This window comes from Paenibacillus herberti (assembly GCF_002233675.1).
Taxonomy (GTDB): Bacteria; Bacillota; Bacilli; order Paenibacillales; family Paenibacillaceae; genus Paenibacillus_O; species Paenibacillus_O herberti.
In genome coordinates this window covers 2,721,062-2,738,009 of sequence record NZ_NMUQ01000001.1, presented here as the reverse complement: position 1 = coordinate 2,738,009, position 16,948 = coordinate 2,721,062, and the positions used below count along the sequence as shown (strand labels likewise).

General features: G+C 48.1%; 13 protein-coding genes and 1 riboswitch. Of the genes, 11 read left to right on the top strand and 2 right to left on the bottom strand.

Translation table 11 applies throughout. The annotated features are described in order from the left end of the window. Positions 1–22: 22 nt before the first annotated feature. Both CGZ75_RS12440 and CGZ75_RS12435 read left to right on the top strand, forming a co-directional pair. Entirely contained in the window at positions 23–1,024 is a 1,002-nt protein-coding gene (locus CGZ75_RS12440; protein ID WP_089524448.1) for a LacI family DNA-binding transcriptional regulator, read from the top strand. Between the two features lie 53 nt (positions 1,025–1,077). Beyond that, complete coding sequence (locus CGZ75_RS12435) at positions 1,078–2,283, top strand: Gfo/Idh/MocA family protein (protein ID WP_089524447.1); 1,206 nt, start codon at positions 1,078–1,080, stop codon at positions 2,281–2,283. A gap of 169 nt (positions 2,284–2,452) precedes the next feature. Here the strand turns inward: CGZ75_RS12435 and sspI are convergent, their stop codons facing one another. Then, the gene (sspI, locus tag CGZ75_RS12430) at positions 2,453–2,665 is read right to left on the bottom strand and encodes a small acid-soluble spore protein SspI (RefSeq protein WP_089524446.1); all 213 of its coding nucleotides are present in this window, start codon (positions 2,663–2,665) and stop codon (positions 2,453–2,455) included. A gap of 124 nt (positions 2,666–2,789) precedes the next feature. Between sspI and CGZ75_RS12425 the strand changes: the two genes are divergently transcribed. Both CGZ75_RS12425 and CGZ75_RS12420 read left to right on the top strand, forming a co-directional pair. After that, positions 2,790–3,482, top strand: coding sequence for a potassium channel family protein (locus tag CGZ75_RS12425; RefSeq protein ID WP_483869961.1), 693 nt, complete (start codon positions 2,790–2,792; stop codon positions 3,480–3,482). Further along, on the top strand, positions 3,479–4,285 hold the full coding sequence (locus CGZ75_RS12420; RefSeq protein WP_089524444.1) for a TrmH family RNA methyltransferase: 807 nt from the start codon (positions 3,479–3,481) through the stop codon (positions 4,283–4,285). Before CGZ75_RS12425 ends, CGZ75_RS12420 begins: the two co-directional genes overlap by 4 nt. A gap of 1,155 nt (positions 4,286–5,440) precedes the next feature. Here CGZ75_RS12420 and CGZ75_RS12415 read toward each other — a convergent pair. Beyond that, the gene (locus CGZ75_RS12415; protein ID WP_089524443.1) at positions 5,441–5,965 is read right to left on the bottom strand and encodes a hypothetical protein; all 525 of its coding nucleotides are present in this window, start codon (positions 5,963–5,965) and stop codon (positions 5,441–5,443) included. A 419-nt stretch (positions 5,966–6,384) separates the two neighbouring features. Here CGZ75_RS12415 and CGZ75_RS12410 point away from each other — a divergent pair, with 419 nt between their 5' ends. The 7 genes from CGZ75_RS12410 (at position 6,385) to CGZ75_RS12380 (ending at position 16,845) form a co-directional block, all read left to right on the top strand. Beyond that, entirely contained in the window at positions 6,385–6,927 is a 543-nt protein-coding gene (locus CGZ75_RS12410; RefSeq protein WP_089524442.1) for a hypothetical protein, read from the top strand. 265 nt (positions 6,928–7,192) lie between these two features. Then, positions 7,193–7,846: a FusB/FusC family EF-G-binding protein gene (locus tag CGZ75_RS12405; protein ID WP_089524441.1), complete on the top strand. Its 654-nt coding sequence runs from the start codon at positions 7,193–7,195 to the stop codon at positions 7,844–7,846. A 117-nt stretch (positions 7,847–7,963) separates the two neighbouring features. Continuing rightward, a riboswitch (cobalamin riboswitch) is annotated at positions 7,964–8,162 on the top strand. A gap of 168 nt (positions 8,163–8,330) precedes the next feature. Then, positions 8,331–12,611, top strand: coding sequence for an S-layer homology domain-containing protein (locus tag CGZ75_RS12400; protein ID WP_089524440.1), 4,281 nt, complete (start codon positions 8,331–8,333; stop codon positions 12,609–12,611). Beyond that, on the top strand, positions 12,601–13,581 hold the full coding sequence (locus CGZ75_RS12395) for a DUF4430 domain-containing protein (RefSeq protein WP_217900054.1): 981 nt from the start codon (positions 12,601–12,603) through the stop codon (positions 13,579–13,581). The genes CGZ75_RS12400 and CGZ75_RS12395 overlap by 11 nt, the downstream gene beginning before the upstream one ends. Then, positions 13,578–14,471 carry an energy-coupling factor transporter transmembrane component T gene (locus tag CGZ75_RS12390; RefSeq protein ID WP_089524439.1) on the top strand — a complete coding sequence of 298 codons (894 nt, stop codon included), beginning with the start codon at positions 13,578–13,580 and terminating at the stop codon, positions 14,469–14,471. Before CGZ75_RS12395 ends, CGZ75_RS12390 begins: the two co-directional genes overlap by 4 nt. Beyond that, positions 14,444–16,135, top strand: a complete 1,692-nt coding sequence (locus tag CGZ75_RS12385) for an ABC transporter ATP-binding protein (RefSeq protein ID WP_089524438.1) — start codon at positions 14,444–14,446, stop codon at positions 16,133–16,135. The genes CGZ75_RS12390 and CGZ75_RS12385 overlap by 28 nt, the downstream gene beginning before the upstream one ends. Then, entirely contained in the window at positions 16,117–16,845 is a 729-nt protein-coding gene (locus CGZ75_RS12380) for an ECF transporter S component (protein ID WP_089524437.1), read from the top strand. Before CGZ75_RS12385 ends, CGZ75_RS12380 begins: the two co-directional genes overlap by 19 nt. Positions 16,846–16,948 lie beyond the last annotated feature (103 nt).

Genomic DNA, 16,948 nt, shown 5'->3' with positions numbered 1-16,948 from the left:
TTGGCTGAATGAGGTGAAGAGAATGCGCAAGCAGGTAGCGGAGCGGGCTGGTGTATCGGAGGCGACCGTGTCTCGGGTATTCAGCGAATCAGACGCCGTCAAGGAGAAAACCCGCGAAAAGGTGTTGAAGGCGGCGGCGGAGCTCGGATATGTGCCGAATGAACTGGCGAGGCAATTCGCTCGTAAAAGAAGTGGCAATCTTGGTGTTATGCTGCCTTTTGTACCGAAGGCTAAGCTTTTTTCGACCTACTATTTTTACGAGATGATGGGCGGGATTAGCGAGGCTGCACAGCAGCATGGGGCAGATTTGCTATTACTGCAACGGATGCCGGGAGAGGACCGGGGATGTGGGCTGCTATTCCGGCAGCAAAAGATAGACGGGTTGATTCTGCTTGGAGCGAGAGATATTGCAGAGGAACGTGAAGAGCTACTGAAGCTGGATGCGGAGGGAAGATCATTTGCGTTTGTCAATCAGCGGATTGACGGTCTGGAGCATCGAGCAGTCGAGACGGACCATCGAAGAGGCTGTTTTTTGGCGGCTGAGCATTTGCTCCAACAGGGCTGGCGCAGACCGGCTTTTGTAAAAGGGCCACCAGGCTTCTCCAACAGCTTGGACCGGCTGCTCGGCTTCCGAGATGCCATGCCGGATGAGCTCAAGGGGGAGCACGCTGTTCTGCAAGGTAATTACAGCCGGACCAGCGGGCTGGCGCTTGCCGGAGAGGCGGCTGAACTGCTGCGCTCGGGACAGGCGGATGCCTTTGTGGCGGGTAATGACCGGATGGCGATTGGTTTGCTGCAAGGCCTGCGGCAGCTTGGATATGAGTCCAGTCGAGACTATGGATTGACTGGATTTGACGATTCAGATGGGGCGCGGCTTATGGAGCCAACGCTGACCTCGGTTTCTGCTTCCTTTTATGAGACGGGACGAATGGCGGCACTAATTGCACTGCAGGTACAGAGCATGCCGGTTGATAAGCTGCCTGTTGGGTTGGTGGTACGGGAATCGAGCTTGAAACGAACGTAGAAGAGGTTCGGAACAGGTTCGGAACGGACTAAATGCAAGGAGATGGATAGAGGATGACAACTGAAACCAACAATAAGAAAAAGACACTTCGGGTCGGCATGATCGGCTACAAATTCATGGGTAAGGCGCATAGTAACGCATACCGCGCGATGCCGATGTTTTTCAGTGGTGCGCCCCTTCAACCTGAGATGGCCGTGTTATGCGGACGCAACGCAGCAGGGGCTGAGGCAGCCCGAGCTCAGTTCGGCTGGCAAGAGCTGGAGACGGACTGGCGGCAGGTGGTCGCTCGGGATGATATTGATCTGATTGACATCAACACTCCGAGTGACGCACATCTTGAGATTGCGGTTGAGGCTGCTCGCTCCGGGAAGCATATCCTGTGCGAGAAACCGCTAGCTATCACGCTTGCGGACTCCAGGACGATGCTGCGAGCGGCGGAGGAAGCGGGAGTAAAACATATGACCGGCTTCAACTATCGCTTCTCGCCAGCGGTTAAGCTGGCCAAGAAGTTGGTTGAAGAGGGCCGGCTAGGGAAGATTAATCATTTTCGTGCGCGGTTCCTGCAGGACTGGCTCGTTGATCCAGAGTTCCCTCTTGTCTGGAGACTGAAAAAGGAGATCGCAGGCTCTGGAGCACAAAGCGATCTTGGAGCGCATCTGGTTGATCTGGCTCGCTATCTAGTAGGCGAGTTCGAAGAGGTTATCGGCATGACCGAGACTTTCGTTAAGGAGCGGCCACTTCCTTCAGAAGAGAGAGGACAAAGTGGCAAGGACGGAACGGATCAAATACAGCGTGGGCCAGTAACTGTGGATGATGCGGCTGTGTTTATGGCCCGTTTTGTCGACGGTGCTCTGGGAAGTTTTGAAGCGTCGCGCTCTGCTCCCGGACATCGCAGCACAAACGCATTCGAGATCAACGGCAGCAAAGGAAGCCTGAGGTTCGATTTCGAGCGGATGAATGAGCTGGAAGTTTATTTCACGGATGATGCCGAGGATGTACAAGGCTTCCGCCGTGTACTTTGCACGGATGAGGCCCATGCCTATTCGGAAGCTTGGTGGCCGCCGGGCCATACGATTGGTTTCGAGCATACCTTTACGCATGAGGTGCTGGAGTTTATGAGTGCGATTGCGGAGGATCGTCAGCCGTCTCCAAGCTTCGTTGATGGAGTGAAATGCCAGGAGGTGCTTGAGGCGGTGGAACGTTCCATCGAGGAGCGGCGCTGGGTAAACCTGTCGGAGATGGCCGAGAGCGGTAGCTAGAATTCGAGTCGACCAGTCGAGTCTAAACACAATGATGAGGCAAGGGAAAGAGAGCAAGCCAGAGGCCGTTGCCTCTGGCTTGTTTGATATTCCCGAGGTAGCGGCAATCTGCGTTGAATGGTAGGACATGCTGTTGATTGTCGGGGATAATGTTCCCGCGATAGTATGCTCAAGCTTTGTTCAAATGGCCATGCAGCTTTCCCACAAGAGTTTGCTGTTCGGCAGCAGAGCTGTCTTTCCAAATCATTTCGAACAGTACGCCAAGACCCGGCAGAGCCTTTTCGTCACTGTCGATGGAATCACGAATAATTTCGCTAAGCTCACCCTCAGGCTTGTCCTGAACGATCTGGGTAATGGCTTCACGCAGGTTAAACTGACTCATCCGTTCTGTCACTCCCCCTGTATTCAATTCTCGATTATAATGCCCTTTCCGCTCATGGAGCATTCGGGAAAGCGACGGGTCAATATGGTATAATGAAAGCCATTAGCGGGTTAGGAAAGGCGGAGTGTTCAGCATGCGTAAAAAGCAATTTGCCGTCGTCGGCATGGGCCGATTTGGCTCCAGCGTCGCCCAATCGCTGTCAGAAATGGGCTTTGAAGTACTTGCTATAGATAGCGACGAGGATCGCATCCAGGAAATCGCGTCGACCGTCACGCATGCGGTCTCGGCCGATACGACGGATGAGGAGGCGTTGCGCGCAATCGGCGTACGCAACTTCGACGTTGTTGTTGTCGCCATTGGCGAAGACATTCAGGCGAGTATTTTGACGACGCTCATCTTGAAGGATCTCGGCGTACCCTACCTGATTGTCAAAGCTCAGAACGAGCTGCATGGTAAAGTGCTGAGCAAAATTGGAGCTGACCGCGTCGTTTATCCAGAGCGGGATATGGGCTTACGCGTAGCTCATCATCTCATTTCGCCGAGCGTGCTCGACTTCATCGAGCTGACGCCTGAGCACGGTATCATCGAAATCGAGGCTCCAGATGCAATGATCGGGCGTACGCTGAAGCAGTTGGACCTTCGTGCGCGTCATCAGTGCAATGTACTTGGCATCAAAAACAACGGTAAGATGGACATTACACCGAGCCCGGATCATGTTATCGGCAAGGAAGATGTGCTCGTCATCGTCGGCTCAAACAAGGATATTCTGCGCCTTGAGGTAGCTTATGCGGTGGAACGGGAAGTGAAAAGCCGATGACTGCAGAGCTTATACTAACCTCTGCCAGCAATCCGCGCGTTAAGGCTTGGGCTGCCCTATTGGAGACGAAACATCGGAATCGACAGGGGCAATTTTTGGCCGAAGGCACGCATATGCTAGTCGAAGCACTAATATGCGGCGCAGCGGTACGCACGGTCGTTTACGATGCGGAGCGCGGTTTACCCTCTGAGCTAGAGGAGCCGCTGCGCCTGCATGGGGCAACGGTTGAGCTCGTTGCGGCAGCTCGCTCGGTCATTTCCAAATGTACAGGAACAGATTCGCCGCCGCCGGTTTTCGGGATCGTGGACAAACCCGTCGCTGACCATGCGGCGTTGTTCCGTGAGCGAGGGCTCGTCGTTGTACTCGATGGCGTTCGTGATCCGGGCAATGCCGGAACGATCATCCGCAGCGCTGATGCGGCCGGAGCGGATGCTGTTGTGCTTGGCAAGGGGTGCGTTGATTTGTACAATCCCAAAACCGTGCGTTCAACGATGGGATCGCTGTTCCATCTTCCCGTGCTGGAGGGAGATCTGACCGAAATGTTGCCAGAGGCGCGCTCCAAAGGCATGACAATTGCCGGCACGAGCCTGCAAGCGGCTCGCAGCTGTTATGAGTGTGATTTTACCGGGCCGCTTTGGCTGTTGCTTGGCAATGAAGCGGACGGCCTATCCCAAGCATCGCTGGAGCAATTGGATTACGGCGTTATTATTCCCATGAAAGGCCGAACCGAGTCGCTTAATGTGGCGATGGCGGGCACGGTCGTGCTATATGAGGCGCTGAGGCAGCGTGAGTTAAACAAATGACGGATTGTAATATGAAGTGCGACACCTAGAAAAAGAAACAGCCCATGGAAGATTCTTGTAAAATGGAGTCAACACAACAACCCTTACACAAGGAGAATCTCTCCATGGGTTACACACATTTTAGCATAACCGAACGCTGTAAAGTAAACTGCTGGTGAAGATGGGATGGTCGACACGATTAATTGGAAGGGAACTTGGTCGTCATCATAGTTCCATTACAACGTGAGATAAACGTGGCTGTCTGGATCAGGAGTACGAGTCCCGATCTGCTCAGGAGGCTTATTTTCATTGAAGAGTTAAGCCTCGTGGTAAATACTCCCCTGAGCTTGTGAAAGACATGAATGTGCAGTTGCAACTGAACTGGTCACCAGAACAGATTGCGGAGAAGCGACGGTTCGAGGCATGCCATTCGTCTGCTTTAAAACTATCTACCGTTGGCTGTATGCGGGACGTCTTGCGGCTGGTGAAATTCGGTGTCCTACGGCATAAAGTAAACGAAGTGAACCCATAGAAACAAGAGGGCGTTTCCTCGTAGGCAACAAAATTGGCAAATCATCGCCACCAAGCGTATCCTTACGCGGTCGGGTTGCGTAATAACAAGGCAAGCAAGCCGTCTCCATAACGTCGCACATCGTATGGAAAACGCTGTACTTTTTACTTTGAACCGCTTCATGCGCTAATGCCGGGAAAATTGAAGTGTCCGCCGAATGGCTTGGGGGATTTAACATATTTTCGATAAGTTTGCCGCTTTTGACTTGCATTTTCATATGTAGGCCTTTTTCCGTAAAATAATAAAGCCCGACTCGGTTAAAATTGGGGATGCGCCGGGATGTTCGTCCCTTACGAAAAGGAATGCGGCTGATGGAGCCGCGGTTACACCGTTTTTGGGGGAGGGGGCGTCGCCGTTCAGATTGTCAAGGGTCGCGAAACCCAACGTCTTACATTAGTGGAACGTAAAGCAGAACAGAAAAACCGCCTTCGGATTCGTCCCAAAATTCCATTACGGAAGGATTCGTTTGGATGCCGAAGGCGGTTCTTATTGCCTTACACTATTCAATTAGACCGAAGTAGGACTTCGCAAGGATTCGTCATGAAGCATTTTTGAATTACAATAATAAACAGACGAAGTTCCTTTGAGCAATGGAATATATTTAATTATAGCTCACCTTGTGTAGTCGCCAATTTAACCGATAACAAACCTGTCAGTGCTTCACTGTTCTCAGTGGAGATTGCAACATGAAAGTCTCCAGTTGACCACGCAGCAGTTCCATCTACGGACACTTGACTATTAGCTGGTACTTTAAAATTCATCTTCTCCTTCCCCGTAAGACTGCCTTGAGTAACGCGGACAGTCATTTCCGCATTAGTAGTATTTTTAACCCATACTTTGACCCATCCGTAACCCTTTGGGATATCGAAACTTGATTTTAAGCCATCTTTAAGTGCAGCGTTGAAAATGACATTTGAAGTATCGAAAATTCCGATTTTTGTTGGAGTAACCAAGCTAGGACTTGGTGCAGGAGAAGCAGGAGAAGCATTCTCGTTAGCAAATGCAGAGGACCCGCTCACCAACAAAGTGACAGCCATTGTAGCAGTTGTTGCAAATTTCATCATTCGATTCATCTCAAAAAAAATCTCCTTTATTGAAACAATTTTAGGTAAAATTAGAATATATTCCAATTCCACCCTTTCCTGAAACGAAGTATATCAATATATTGGAAATATTACAATATATTTTTTTCATTTCAGCGTACCCGGTTTCATTAAGCTTGAAGTTCTTGTTCGAATCGTATGCGCCCAATCCGTTATTGAACGCCCAAGTATATTCCCAACGCATTGTTCCTTTTGTCCCCGGCATAGCGACCCCCGTCACCGAATCTATGCGGTTGTCCCAACCGGTCGAGCAATACAAATGGGTAAAGGAAAATCAAGGCCCACAGGCGGATAAAGGCCTTGGCCGAACGAACTTGAAAGGTACCCACTCTACTTTTCCTCGATCCTTTCTCCAGTCTTTTTTCATGTAGAAAACAGGGAAAGCAGCCATCTGCAACCTTAACCCGGTTTGCTCCGTCCCTTTAACTCAAAGAGGGGGAGATGATTTGAAAAAAATTACGTCGCTTATAGTCGCGCTTCTACTGCTAATCCTGTTCTACTCGCCGCAGGCTCAAGCATTGTCTTGTGCACAGTTGCTGTCCGTGGAAGAAGCATATGCGAAATACGACGGCGTTATTGTCGGGAAGGTGGACAAAGTTGTCCCGAACGGGGTTCACAACATCGTAAAATCAACGGTAACAACAAGCTTTAAGGGCGTTAGTGCAAATAAAGTCTCGATTGGTGAGGATGGGTTTTGGGGCAATCTAAATGGTCCAAGTAAGGTTGGGAAGCAGTATTTATTTTTTCTAACCGAAAAGAACGGAAAGTGGGAAAATCCTTTATGTTCCCCCAGTAAGCTCGTTGGCGAGGCGACAGAGGAACTTGCTTTTTTACAAGGGAAAGAGATTCCGCTGCCAAGCATTCCGGATGAAAATGAATCAAAAGCCTCTCAAGCTTCAATCTGGATCATATCCGCCATTGCCGCTTTGGTTCTAGGGATATTGGCGTATGTTTATCTCCGCACACGTAGAAAAACTCCATCAAAATGAATAGCTCTATAATCGCCATTCTGTTGTAACAGCAGAATGGTTTCCTTATAATATTCATTATCTCAGGTGTAAAGGAGCGCTGATGGATATGGCAATAAAAGATTGCCGGATTGGCCGGTCTCATGCAAAGCCTGTTTTGAAGGCGATACTTTGCATGGGCGAAAATGAGTGACAACAACATCGCCTAAATGAGCATAGATCGGTTTCACGAATTGGCTTTGCACCTTATTTTGTTCCACTATAAAAAAATAAGGGGCTGTACCTAATGAGTGAACCATTTATCGTTAATCATCAATACAACTTTATTAAAAAACAAGCTGGGATATTGGAGCAAACTCTCAGGGCAAATGCCGATTCAAAAATATTGGAATCAGTGAGATACAGTGCAGAACTCAAAATTGCCGAACTGTTTCCGAACGGTACGAACTTCCAGAAACACATGCTGGAAGCGATTTTCAATTTACAATCTTCAGATGATTTTGCAAAGCATCTGATGGAGTTAGAGTCTTATTTAATTGAATTTCCGCAAATTACAGATAAGCAAATTCAGAAGTTATTTCCCAAAAATAAAAAGTTAAAGTTGCCTGATTTAGGGGCGATCGATTATCGGTATGTAACTTATATTAGCTGGATCGATATATCCACGAATAAGCTGTTCATTGTGTATCATATGAATGGACAATTCATTGGTATCGAAGGCAGGTATACGCCGACCAATAAAAAAGGCTATTGCTTTGTATGCAATAGGCATGAAGAACTTGCCCTGTTTACGGCCATCTCCAAAAAAAGGCCGGCAAATTCTTCGCCTGATTACTATAGAGCAATCGGTAACTATCTGTGTATACATGGTCATGAATGTAATAAGAACATTACAGACCCTTCGTTGTTAGAGAAATTTGTTGACTCTGTTATAGGTTAAACGTCATTTATAAGGCCGGGACTTCTTGCAACTTAAGAGTTCCGGTTTTTACTTTACCACGATGGCTATTTCCATAGACATCCCATAGAAAAGCCGTTATGATGTACAGGACAATTTCATATACAAACACGTAAAGGTGCAGATTTGTTAGGATACAAAGTCTGCTTAAAAGGGAAGTTCGGTTCAAATCCGACGCGGTCCCGCCACTGTAATTGAGGAGCGACTCTACATAAACCACTGGTTTTTATCTAAACTGGGAAGGGTGGAGAAGCGATGACTCATGAGCCAGGAGACCTGCCTTCACGCGAATGTTTTTAATTCTTCGGGGGGTGAGAATTGGAAATTCAGGGTAGATATACTTCGGTGTATTTACTTTGATGTCTGTTCATTGGCAACATACATACGTTGTTACAAGCCGTCCTATTTAAGGGCGGCTTTTTTCGTATGGGTATGTTAAATCTATTTCATCCGAAAGAGGGTACATATGAAACGATCTGCAAAAAGCACCTTCGGCAGGTACGCGCTGTCGTTATTGCTATCCATTACATTGTTGTTTTCCACATTAGGACAAGTTTATGGGAATACAGAAAATCCCGTATCCAATCTAAAGCAGGCTTCCAACGAACTGCTTCTGGCAGAGGTCCAAGCTGCAATTGAAGGAGCATCGAAATTTACTCTTGGTTTAGGCGGGATTAATGATTGGCAGGCTGTTGGCCTGTCGAAAGCAGACAAACTCCTTCCTGCTAGCTATGTTTCAGGATTGCATGGCACACTTTTAGCTAAAAAAGGGACATTTTCATTAGTAACGGATTATGAACGAATCGTCATTGGTCTGACAGCCGCGAATCAGGATGCAAGCAAGTTTGCAGGTTATAACCTGATTGAAGGCATTTACAACAATACCAAAATGACGAATCAAGGGATAAATGGGCTATTATATGCTCTTATCGCTTTGGATAGCGGTAATTATACGGTTCCTAACACTGCCTTGTGGACCCGTGATATGTTGGTTTCTACAATTGTGGCGAGGCAGAAGGATGACGGAGGATTTGCACTTGGGACCGGTAAAAGTGATCCCGATCTCACAGGCATGACATTGACGGCGTTAGCGCCGTACGCAGCGCAAGCCGGTGTTGGGAACTCTGTTGATAAAGCGGTGAATTGGTTATCGATCAACCAGACGCCGAGCGGAGGTTATCTGTCTTGGGGAGCGGATGCGAGCGAGAGTGTGTCGCAGGCCATTATCGGGCTGACTTCCCATGGCATTGATCCTACAGAAAGCCGGTTCACGAAAGATGGAGGCAATCTGGTTCAGAAGCTGCTGACGTTCCGTAAAGGCAACGGCGCTTTCTCTCATACTCCTACGGGCGGCTCCAATTCCTTGGCAACCGAGCAAGCTTTACAGGCTCTAGTTGCTTATGATTCCTTTAACAAAGGAAAGAAACGACTGTACGATTTCGGAGACCGTCAAGCTTATGAAGTCTCTCTTCAAGTGGAAGGACCGGATGGGCCGATTACTGAAGGAGATCTGAATGGCACTTACGTTCTGGAGACGCTGGAGCGTCTTCTCAACAATTCCAATATTCCATTTAGAGCTGCAGATTCCTCATCCGGAAAATTAGTGGCTTCTATAAATAACATCGATGCAGGCAAATACGGCGGCACGGATGGCTGGAAATACGCTGTTTACCGCGATGGTAGATGGCTCTTCCCGGCAACGAGTTTAAGTGTTTATCCTTTGAGTACAGACGATAAGGTCGTTATTTACTATTCCGGTGATGATACTCAGCTCGCGCATTCAATTCAAGTAATGCCAGCCGAGCCGGCAGTGGGCGAGCCTTTTAAGGTATGGGTTCAAAAGGCATCTAAGTCTGGCAATGGACCAGAGGGAGTCGTTGTTCCAGCTGCTGGCGTGCAGGTGAAAATCGGCAGCGTTACGCTGGACACCTATGCTGGTGGAGAAGCTGTTTTCAGCAGCGGTATAGACGCGATCGGCAATTACACGATTGAAGTATCAGGTTATAAAGGGGATACAGCGCCTCGTTTGGTGCGTGCGAGGAAGTCACTAACTATAAAAGAAGCGCCGATAGTAACTCCGGGTGAGCCATCGCCATCGCCGACTGCACCTCCTGGCAATGGAGGAGGCGAACCGTCACCGTCACCGTCTGCACCTCCTGGAAATGGAGGAGGCGAGCCAGAACCTTCACCATCTGTACCTCCTAACAATGGAGGAGGACAGCCGGAGCCACCGACAGCTCCTCCTGTCGAAGTCCCGACAGGGAATTATGCAACCATTTCTGTCACGGGTGACAGTCAAAAAGGAATGATTTTGGGTTCCAAGCAAGCGGTGCTGCAAGCGGGCGATACGGCGTTTTCGATATTGGAGCGGGAGCTGCCGGGTAAGATTCGTTACATTGGTTCGGGAAGTTCTCTCTATATACAAGAGATCGATGGATTAAGCGAATTTGACCGTGGATCGGAAAGTGGATGGATGTACTCGGTCAACGGCGTTTTCCCAGAGTACAGTGCGGGCGAATATGTTCTTAAGCCAAATGATCGTGTAGCGTGGCGTTACACATTGAATCTTGGTGCTGATTTTGGGCAGGTACCTGGCGGCGCTGCACCTGTACCAGCAACACCGCCTGGAGCAGTTCCAGCTCTGAAACAAACGGTAGTAGATGTGCCGCGAAATTTGCAGCAGGATTATGTTCTGCACCTTTCCAAGCAACAGAGGGATACAGAGCAGTTTACGCTCAACATCCCCGAAGAGACCCGCAAGATCATTCTTGACGTGGAGAATGCCAAAGAGGGTCTTCCCAAACTTACCGCTAATAAAGGGGATTTCACTTTCGAAATCGACAAAGGAACAAAGCTTAAAGCTGGTGACAACAGCATGGAGCTGTTCACCGGGATGGATGTTCAGGATTCAAGGCTGAGCGGACTCGTCCAGAACGGCCTTGCAGATAATGAAGAGATGGAAAAAGTTAGTCATGCGTTTATTATGGGGTCAGTGGATAAGCCTTTCTTATTCGATAAACTGTTGACGCTCAAAATAAAGGGCGGCAAGGGTCAGCTTGCAGGCTTTATAGAAGGTGACAAGTTCTCGCCGATCAAGCTTTACGAGTCTGATGATCAAGGATTACAGGCGACTAAAGGAGAGGGCGAAAAAATCACTTATGCCTATGTCTCTGGCAGTGATCTTGTAATAAAGACAAACCATTTTACTACATTCGTGACCTATACGACCCGCAGTAAAAACGAGGAAGATTCGAGCACGAGCATTGATCTGGGTCAGTCCTATTCGGATGCAGATCAGATTTCGGCATGGGCCTTGGAATCTATGAAAGCAGCGATACAAAACGAGTTTGTTCAAGGAAGCGGCGGCAAGCTGACTCCAAAAACCAATATTACAAGAGCTGAATTCACCCGGCTGATGGTTTCTATGCTTGGCTTAAAAGCAGCCATTGGAGAGTCTAGTTCATTCAAGGATGTGCCTCAGGAGGCATGGTTCGCTCCTTATGTTGGGGCCGCTCATAGGGCTGGGTTTATTACCGGCTATCAATCTCAATTCAAGCCGCATGATACGATCTCGCGAGAGCAAATGGCAGTCATGATGATTCGGGCGTTAGACGTTCAGTCATCCTCGTCAACGTCTGCAATTAAGGATTTGAATCGGGTATCCCCGTGGGCCAAAACCGCCGTTCAAGCGAGCGTATCGCTTCAATTGATGATCGGACAAGGCAATGAATTTAAGCCATCCGGTAGCGTTACGCGGGAAATGGCGGCGGTTGTGGTCATGCGGGCGTTTGATTATAAAAAATCTGCCCCGGATGATTCTGCAAAACCGAATAACAAAGAGCAGATTGCTCAGCAAATTGCTTTAACCGCAGCCTTTTTACAAAAATCCGTCCCTAATCCTGACGTCTCTACGCTTGGAGGAGAATGGACGGTACTAGGTCTGGCGCGTTCCGGTATTGAAATTCCGGACTCCTACTTTGCGAAGTACTATGCTAATCTGGAAAAGGAATTAAAAGAAAAATCAGGTGTTCTCCACAGTAACAAGTATACGGAGTACAGCCGTGCGATATTGGCTCTTGCGTCGATTGGAAAAAGTACAGAAAACATTGCCGGTTACAATTTACTTGATAAACTGGCGGATTTCGACGCTATAATCAAACAAGGCATTAATGGACCGATCTTTGCGCTTATCGCACTCGACAGCAAGCAGTATGACATTCCTTCTACCGTAGAAGTTAAGACTCGCACAACAAGGGATCTGCTAGTGGACTTTATCTTGAAGCGGCAGCTTGAAGGTGGAGGCTGGGTACTCGGAGAGCTTCAAAAAGAGGCGGATCCAGATGTAACGGCAATGGCGATTCAAAGCTTAGCGCCGTACTACCATTTGAACAATAAGGTTCAAGGGGCAGTTGACAAGGCTGTTACCTGGTTGTCTTCCGTTCAACGAGCGGACGGAGGTTTTGCCAGCAACAAAACCGTTAATTCAGAGAGCGCCGCACAGGTTATAGTCGCGCTGACAAGTATCGGAATTAACCCGCAAACCGATCACAGATTTATCAAAAACGGCAATTCCCCCATCGGGGCTCTTCTGGGTTTTGCAGCGTCTGATGGAGGATTTTATCACATAGGAGGCGTCAATAAGGTGGATGCAATGGCTACTGATCAAGCAATGTATGCGATGGTTGCCTACAACCGGTTACTGAATGGGCAAACACGTCTCTATGATTTGAGCGACAATGAATCATAAACATATGAAAAAGCTGTCCGCAAAAAAATGGATCGTATTTCTTGGAATTATCGCCATATTGGCAGCTGCGTTCCTCTTAGACGGAAGCGGAGACGGCGGAAAATCGGGACAATTAGCCATGCAAGAGGGGGCTTCTGCAACATCTGCGGAAGAGCCCTCAAGCTCTTCGTCTGCCAATGAAACGGGGCAGAACCCAGCGTCATCTAATCAGCCATCAGTTGGGCCAAGTACGGTTCCTCCATCCGCAACGAGCAGTCCTAGTGCACCGAATTCACAGCAATCGCCACTTCCGAGCCCGCAAAAGGAGACAGAGCCGACGAATGCGGTGAAGGAAAGTTCAACTCCTTTACCGACGCCAGCTCCAGGGGCGACAGCGGAACCAAACGGGTCCGTAATCGAGAAAGCTCCGTCTGCCAAGCCAAAGCCGACGACCAGCCCGGCGAAGCAGCAAGGCGGAAGTAAAAACACGGGCAAGCCAAAGCCAACAGCGCCGGTAACTTCTAAACCTACCGGAAAACCTTCATCAGGATCAAAGGAGAAGCAATCCAATTCGGCAACCTTGTCGGTAAAGGCCGATACGATTCTCGCAAACAAGGATCAATTTGATGAAGATAAGCTTGAACTGCTGCCGAAGGATGGAGTCATTTATTCCAAACAAAAAGTAATCTTTGAGAAAGGAGAGAGCGTCTTTGATGTTCTTCTCCGCGAAATGAAAAAAAAGAAAATTCATCTTGAATTTTCGAAATCATCGATCTATGGCAGCAATTATATTGAAGGCATTAATAATATATATGAGTTCGATGGCGGAGAGCTTAGTGGGTGGATGTATAAAGTAAACGGAGTATTCCCGAATTACGGCTCCAGCAGTTATAAACTTAAGGATGGGGATACGATAGAATGGATTTACACCTTAGATTTAGGACGGGATGTCGGAGCTAAGCAAGTGGCGGCACCGGAGGGGAAACGTTGAGACGAAACGCATTCACCACCTTCCATCCCATCGTTAATTTTGTTTATTTTACGTTTGTTCTGGTGTTCAGCATGGCGTTCATGCACCCGCTCTTCCAAGCGATCTCGCTTGCAGGTGCCATTGGTTATTCAATCCTATTGAATGGCCGCAAAGCGGTGAAATTCAATTTGCTCTATATGCTGCCGCTATTGCTCGTGATGGCTGCTTTTAATCCGATTTTCAATCATGCCGGGGTAACGATCCTATTTTATCTTCCTAATGGAAACCCCTTCACCAGGGAGTCTATTTTATACGGAATTGCCGCAGCCTGTATGTACGTGACCGTAATCGTCTGGTTCTCCTGTTTCAACAAGGTGATAACGTCGGATAAGTTGATGTATTTGTTCGGGAAAATAATGCCGGCAATTTCGTTAATTCTCGCCATGACGCTTCGTTTTGTACCGAGGTATAGGCATCAATTAAGCGTCATATCGCAAGCTCAACGATCTATAGGAAGAGATTTATCGCAGGGCAATCTCATCGAGCGAGCGCGCAACGGACTGCGGATTTTATCCATTTTGACGACATGGGCGATGGAAAATGCAATTGAAACGGCCGATTCCATGAAGGCAAGGGGCTACGGCCTACCGAAACGAACGAGCTTTTCCATTTATCGTTTTGAACGCCGAGATCAGCTAACGCTGTCCATCATGATAGGACTTGTTGCAATTGTGCTTACCGGAGCCGCATTAGAGGAAAATACGATTCGGTATTTTCCTTCCGTTGTCATGAAGGAGTATTCGCTGTTCAGCTTCGTTGTTTATGGGGCGTATTTCATTTTTTGTACGCTGCCCGTTATGTTCCAAATTGTGGAGGAAGTTAAATGGAAGTATATCGTATCGAAGATTTGAGCTTTTCCTTTCCGGGCCAACAAAAAAAGGCGCTATCGCAGATTGATCTTACGGTATCAAGCGGTGAATTCATTACGATTATTGGCAAATCGGGCTGTGGTAAAAGTACTCTTCTCAAGCAATTAAAGCCGATTCTGGCGCCTCATGGGGTAAGCAGCGGTACGATTCATTACAAGGAAGCCCCGTTAAGCGAGATAGATCATAGAACCCAAGCATCGGAAATTGGATTTGTGTTGCAAAATCCGGACAATGGGATCGTAACCGATAAAGTATGGCATGAACTAGCTTTTGGATTGGAGAGCCTGGGCCTTGATGGGCAAACGATTCGGCTTCGTGTGGCGGAGATGGCTAGCTTTTTCGGTATCCAAACTTGGTTCCATAAACCGGTGTCGGAGCTGTCCGGAGGACAAAAGCAATTGCTTAATCTGGCCTCTGTGATGGCGATGCATCCGTCCCTTTTGATTCTCGATGAACCAACGTCCCAGTTGGACCCGATCGCAGCGATGGAATTTTTGGAGACGGTAAGCAAAATCAACCGGGAGCTGGGAGTAACGGTCATTATGACGGAGCATCGTCTTGAAGAGGTGCTGCCACTCACCGATCGGCTCATCGTTCTGGATGATGGATGTTTGATTGCTGATGATGCACCTCGGAATGTCGGGAAAAAGCTGCATGCGATGGGACATCCCATGTACCTCTCGATGCCTGCACCAATGCAGATCTATACAGCGATAGAGACCGAAACAATGATGCATACGCCGCTTCCGCTTACCGTGAAAGAGGGCAGGCAATGGCTGCAGGGCAAGTTCCGCTATTCAGCGGAGACATCAGGATTACACGATCAGAAGGATGGACCCGCTGTAAAGCTCCAGCAGCCCGTCGCTGCCGAGTTCAAGGACGTCTGGTTTAAATACGAAAAAAATGGTCCTGACATCATTAAGGATCTGTCATTTAAAGTGCAAAAAGGGCAGTTTTACTGTTTAGTTGGGGGAAACGGCACTGGCAAATCAACCGCGCTCTCTCTACTAAGCGGAATTGTCCGTCCTTACCGCGGAAAAGTGCTGCTGGAAGGGAAACAACCGGCCTCTATGAAAGTACGTGATTTGTTCCACAATTTCCTGGGGGTGCTGCCGCAAAATCCCCAATCCTTATTTGTGAAAAAGACGGTTGAGCTTGATTTATACGAGATGCTGTCGGACTCAGAGGAAACGATGGAGCAGAAAAAAGTGAGAATGGACGCTGTTTCAGCTTTTGCGGAATTGGAACCGCTGCTCTCGATGCATCCTTATGACTTGAGCGGGGGAGAGCAGCAGCGGGCTGCGCTTGCCAAGGTGCTTCTGCTTGAGCCTACAATTCTGATCCTGGATGAGCCAACCAAAGGGTTGGACAGTTTTTTCAAAGAAAAGCTAGGCCTTTTCCTGAAAAAATTGAATGCGGAAGGAGTCACTATTATTATGGTTTCCCATGATATTGAATTCTGTGCCAAGTACGGAGAAGAGTGCTCCATGTTTTTTGATGGCGGCATCGTCTCTACGAACACGGCGACTGCTTTTTTTGCAGGAAACAATTTTTATACAACGTCGGCTAATCGCATGGCACGCCATTTATGGCGGGATGCGGTAACCGTGGAAAGCGTGATCGAGCGATGTCAAACCAGTCTTTGAGCAACCGTCGGCTCAGCAAACGCACTTTAGCTGCAGCTATACTGATTCTAGTTGTGATTCCAGTTACCATTTTAATGGGCGTGTTTTTATGGGAAAGCCGCAAGTACTACTTCATAAGTCTGCTTATTATGTTGTACACATTCATCCCATTTGCACTCGTATTCGAGAAACGAAAACCTCAGGCGAGAGAGCTTGTTGTCATCGCCGTAATGACGGCAATTACCGTAGCAGGAAGATCGGCCTTTTTCATGCTGCCGCAGTTTAAACCGGTCATTGCAATTGTGATTATTTCAGGGGTAAGCCTGGGAGCGGAAGCGGGATTTTTGGTAGGAGCAGCCGCTGGTTTTATATCCAACTTCTTTTTTGGACAAGGACCATGGACGCCGTGGCAGATGTTTGGGTTTGGCATTATTGGGTTTCTGTCAGGTCTTCTATTCCAAAAAGGGTGGCTTAAACGGACGAAGTTATCCCTTTGTTTATTTGGCGGTGCGGCTACAGTCTTGATCTATGGTGGTATCATGAACACTAGCTCGGTTCTTATGATTACTCCCACTATAAACAAAGAGATTCTGCTCGCCGCTTATGCTTCAGGAATAGGGTTTGATTTGGTTCATGCAGCCGCAACGGTATGTTTCCTGTTCATTCTCTCGCGGCCGATGCTTGAGAAGCTGGATCGAATCAAGTTGAAGTATGGGATGATCGAGTCGTGAATTGAAAACAATTATTTTTTGAAAAAACTCTTCATTGCTGTGCAGTTATACCGATGTAATCTGTGTATGATAAATTTACCAATACACAGAACGGGGGAAGTGA

Excerpts from the sequence above, each read along its gene's own strand:
- CGZ75_RS12440 (WP_089524448.1), top strand. The coding sequence starts at position 23 with ATGCGCAAGCAGGTAGCGGAGCGGGCTGGTGTATCGGAGGCGACCGTG.
- sspI (WP_089524446.1), bottom strand. The coding sequence starts at position 2,665 with ATGAGTCAGTTTAACCTGCGTGAAGCCATTACCCAGATCGTTCAGGAC.
- CGZ75_RS12435 (WP_089524447.1), top strand. The coding sequence starts at position 1,078 with ATGACAACTGAAACCAACAATAAGAAAAAGACACTTCGGGTCGGCATG.
- CGZ75_RS12385 (WP_089524438.1), top strand. The coding sequence starts at position 14,444 with ATGGAAGTATATCGTATCGAAGATTTGAGCTTTTCCTTTCCGGGCCAA.
- CGZ75_RS12395 (WP_217900054.1), top strand. The coding sequence starts at position 12,601 with ATGAATCATAAACATATGAAAAAGCTGTCCGCAAAAAAATGGATCGTA.
- CGZ75_RS12380 (WP_089524437.1), top strand. The coding sequence starts at position 16,117 with ATGTCAAACCAGTCTTTGAGCAACCGTCGGCTCAGCAAACGCACTTTA.
- CGZ75_RS12405 (WP_089524441.1), top strand. The coding sequence starts at position 7,193 with ATGAGTGAACCATTTATCGTTAATCATCAATACAACTTTATTAAAAAA.
- CGZ75_RS12400 (WP_089524440.1), top strand. The coding sequence starts at position 8,331 with ATGAAACGATCTGCAAAAAGCACCTTCGGCAGGTACGCGCTGTCGTTA.
- CGZ75_RS12420 (WP_089524444.1), top strand. The coding sequence starts at position 3,479 with ATGACTGCAGAGCTTATACTAACCTCTGCCAGCAATCCGCGCGTTAAG.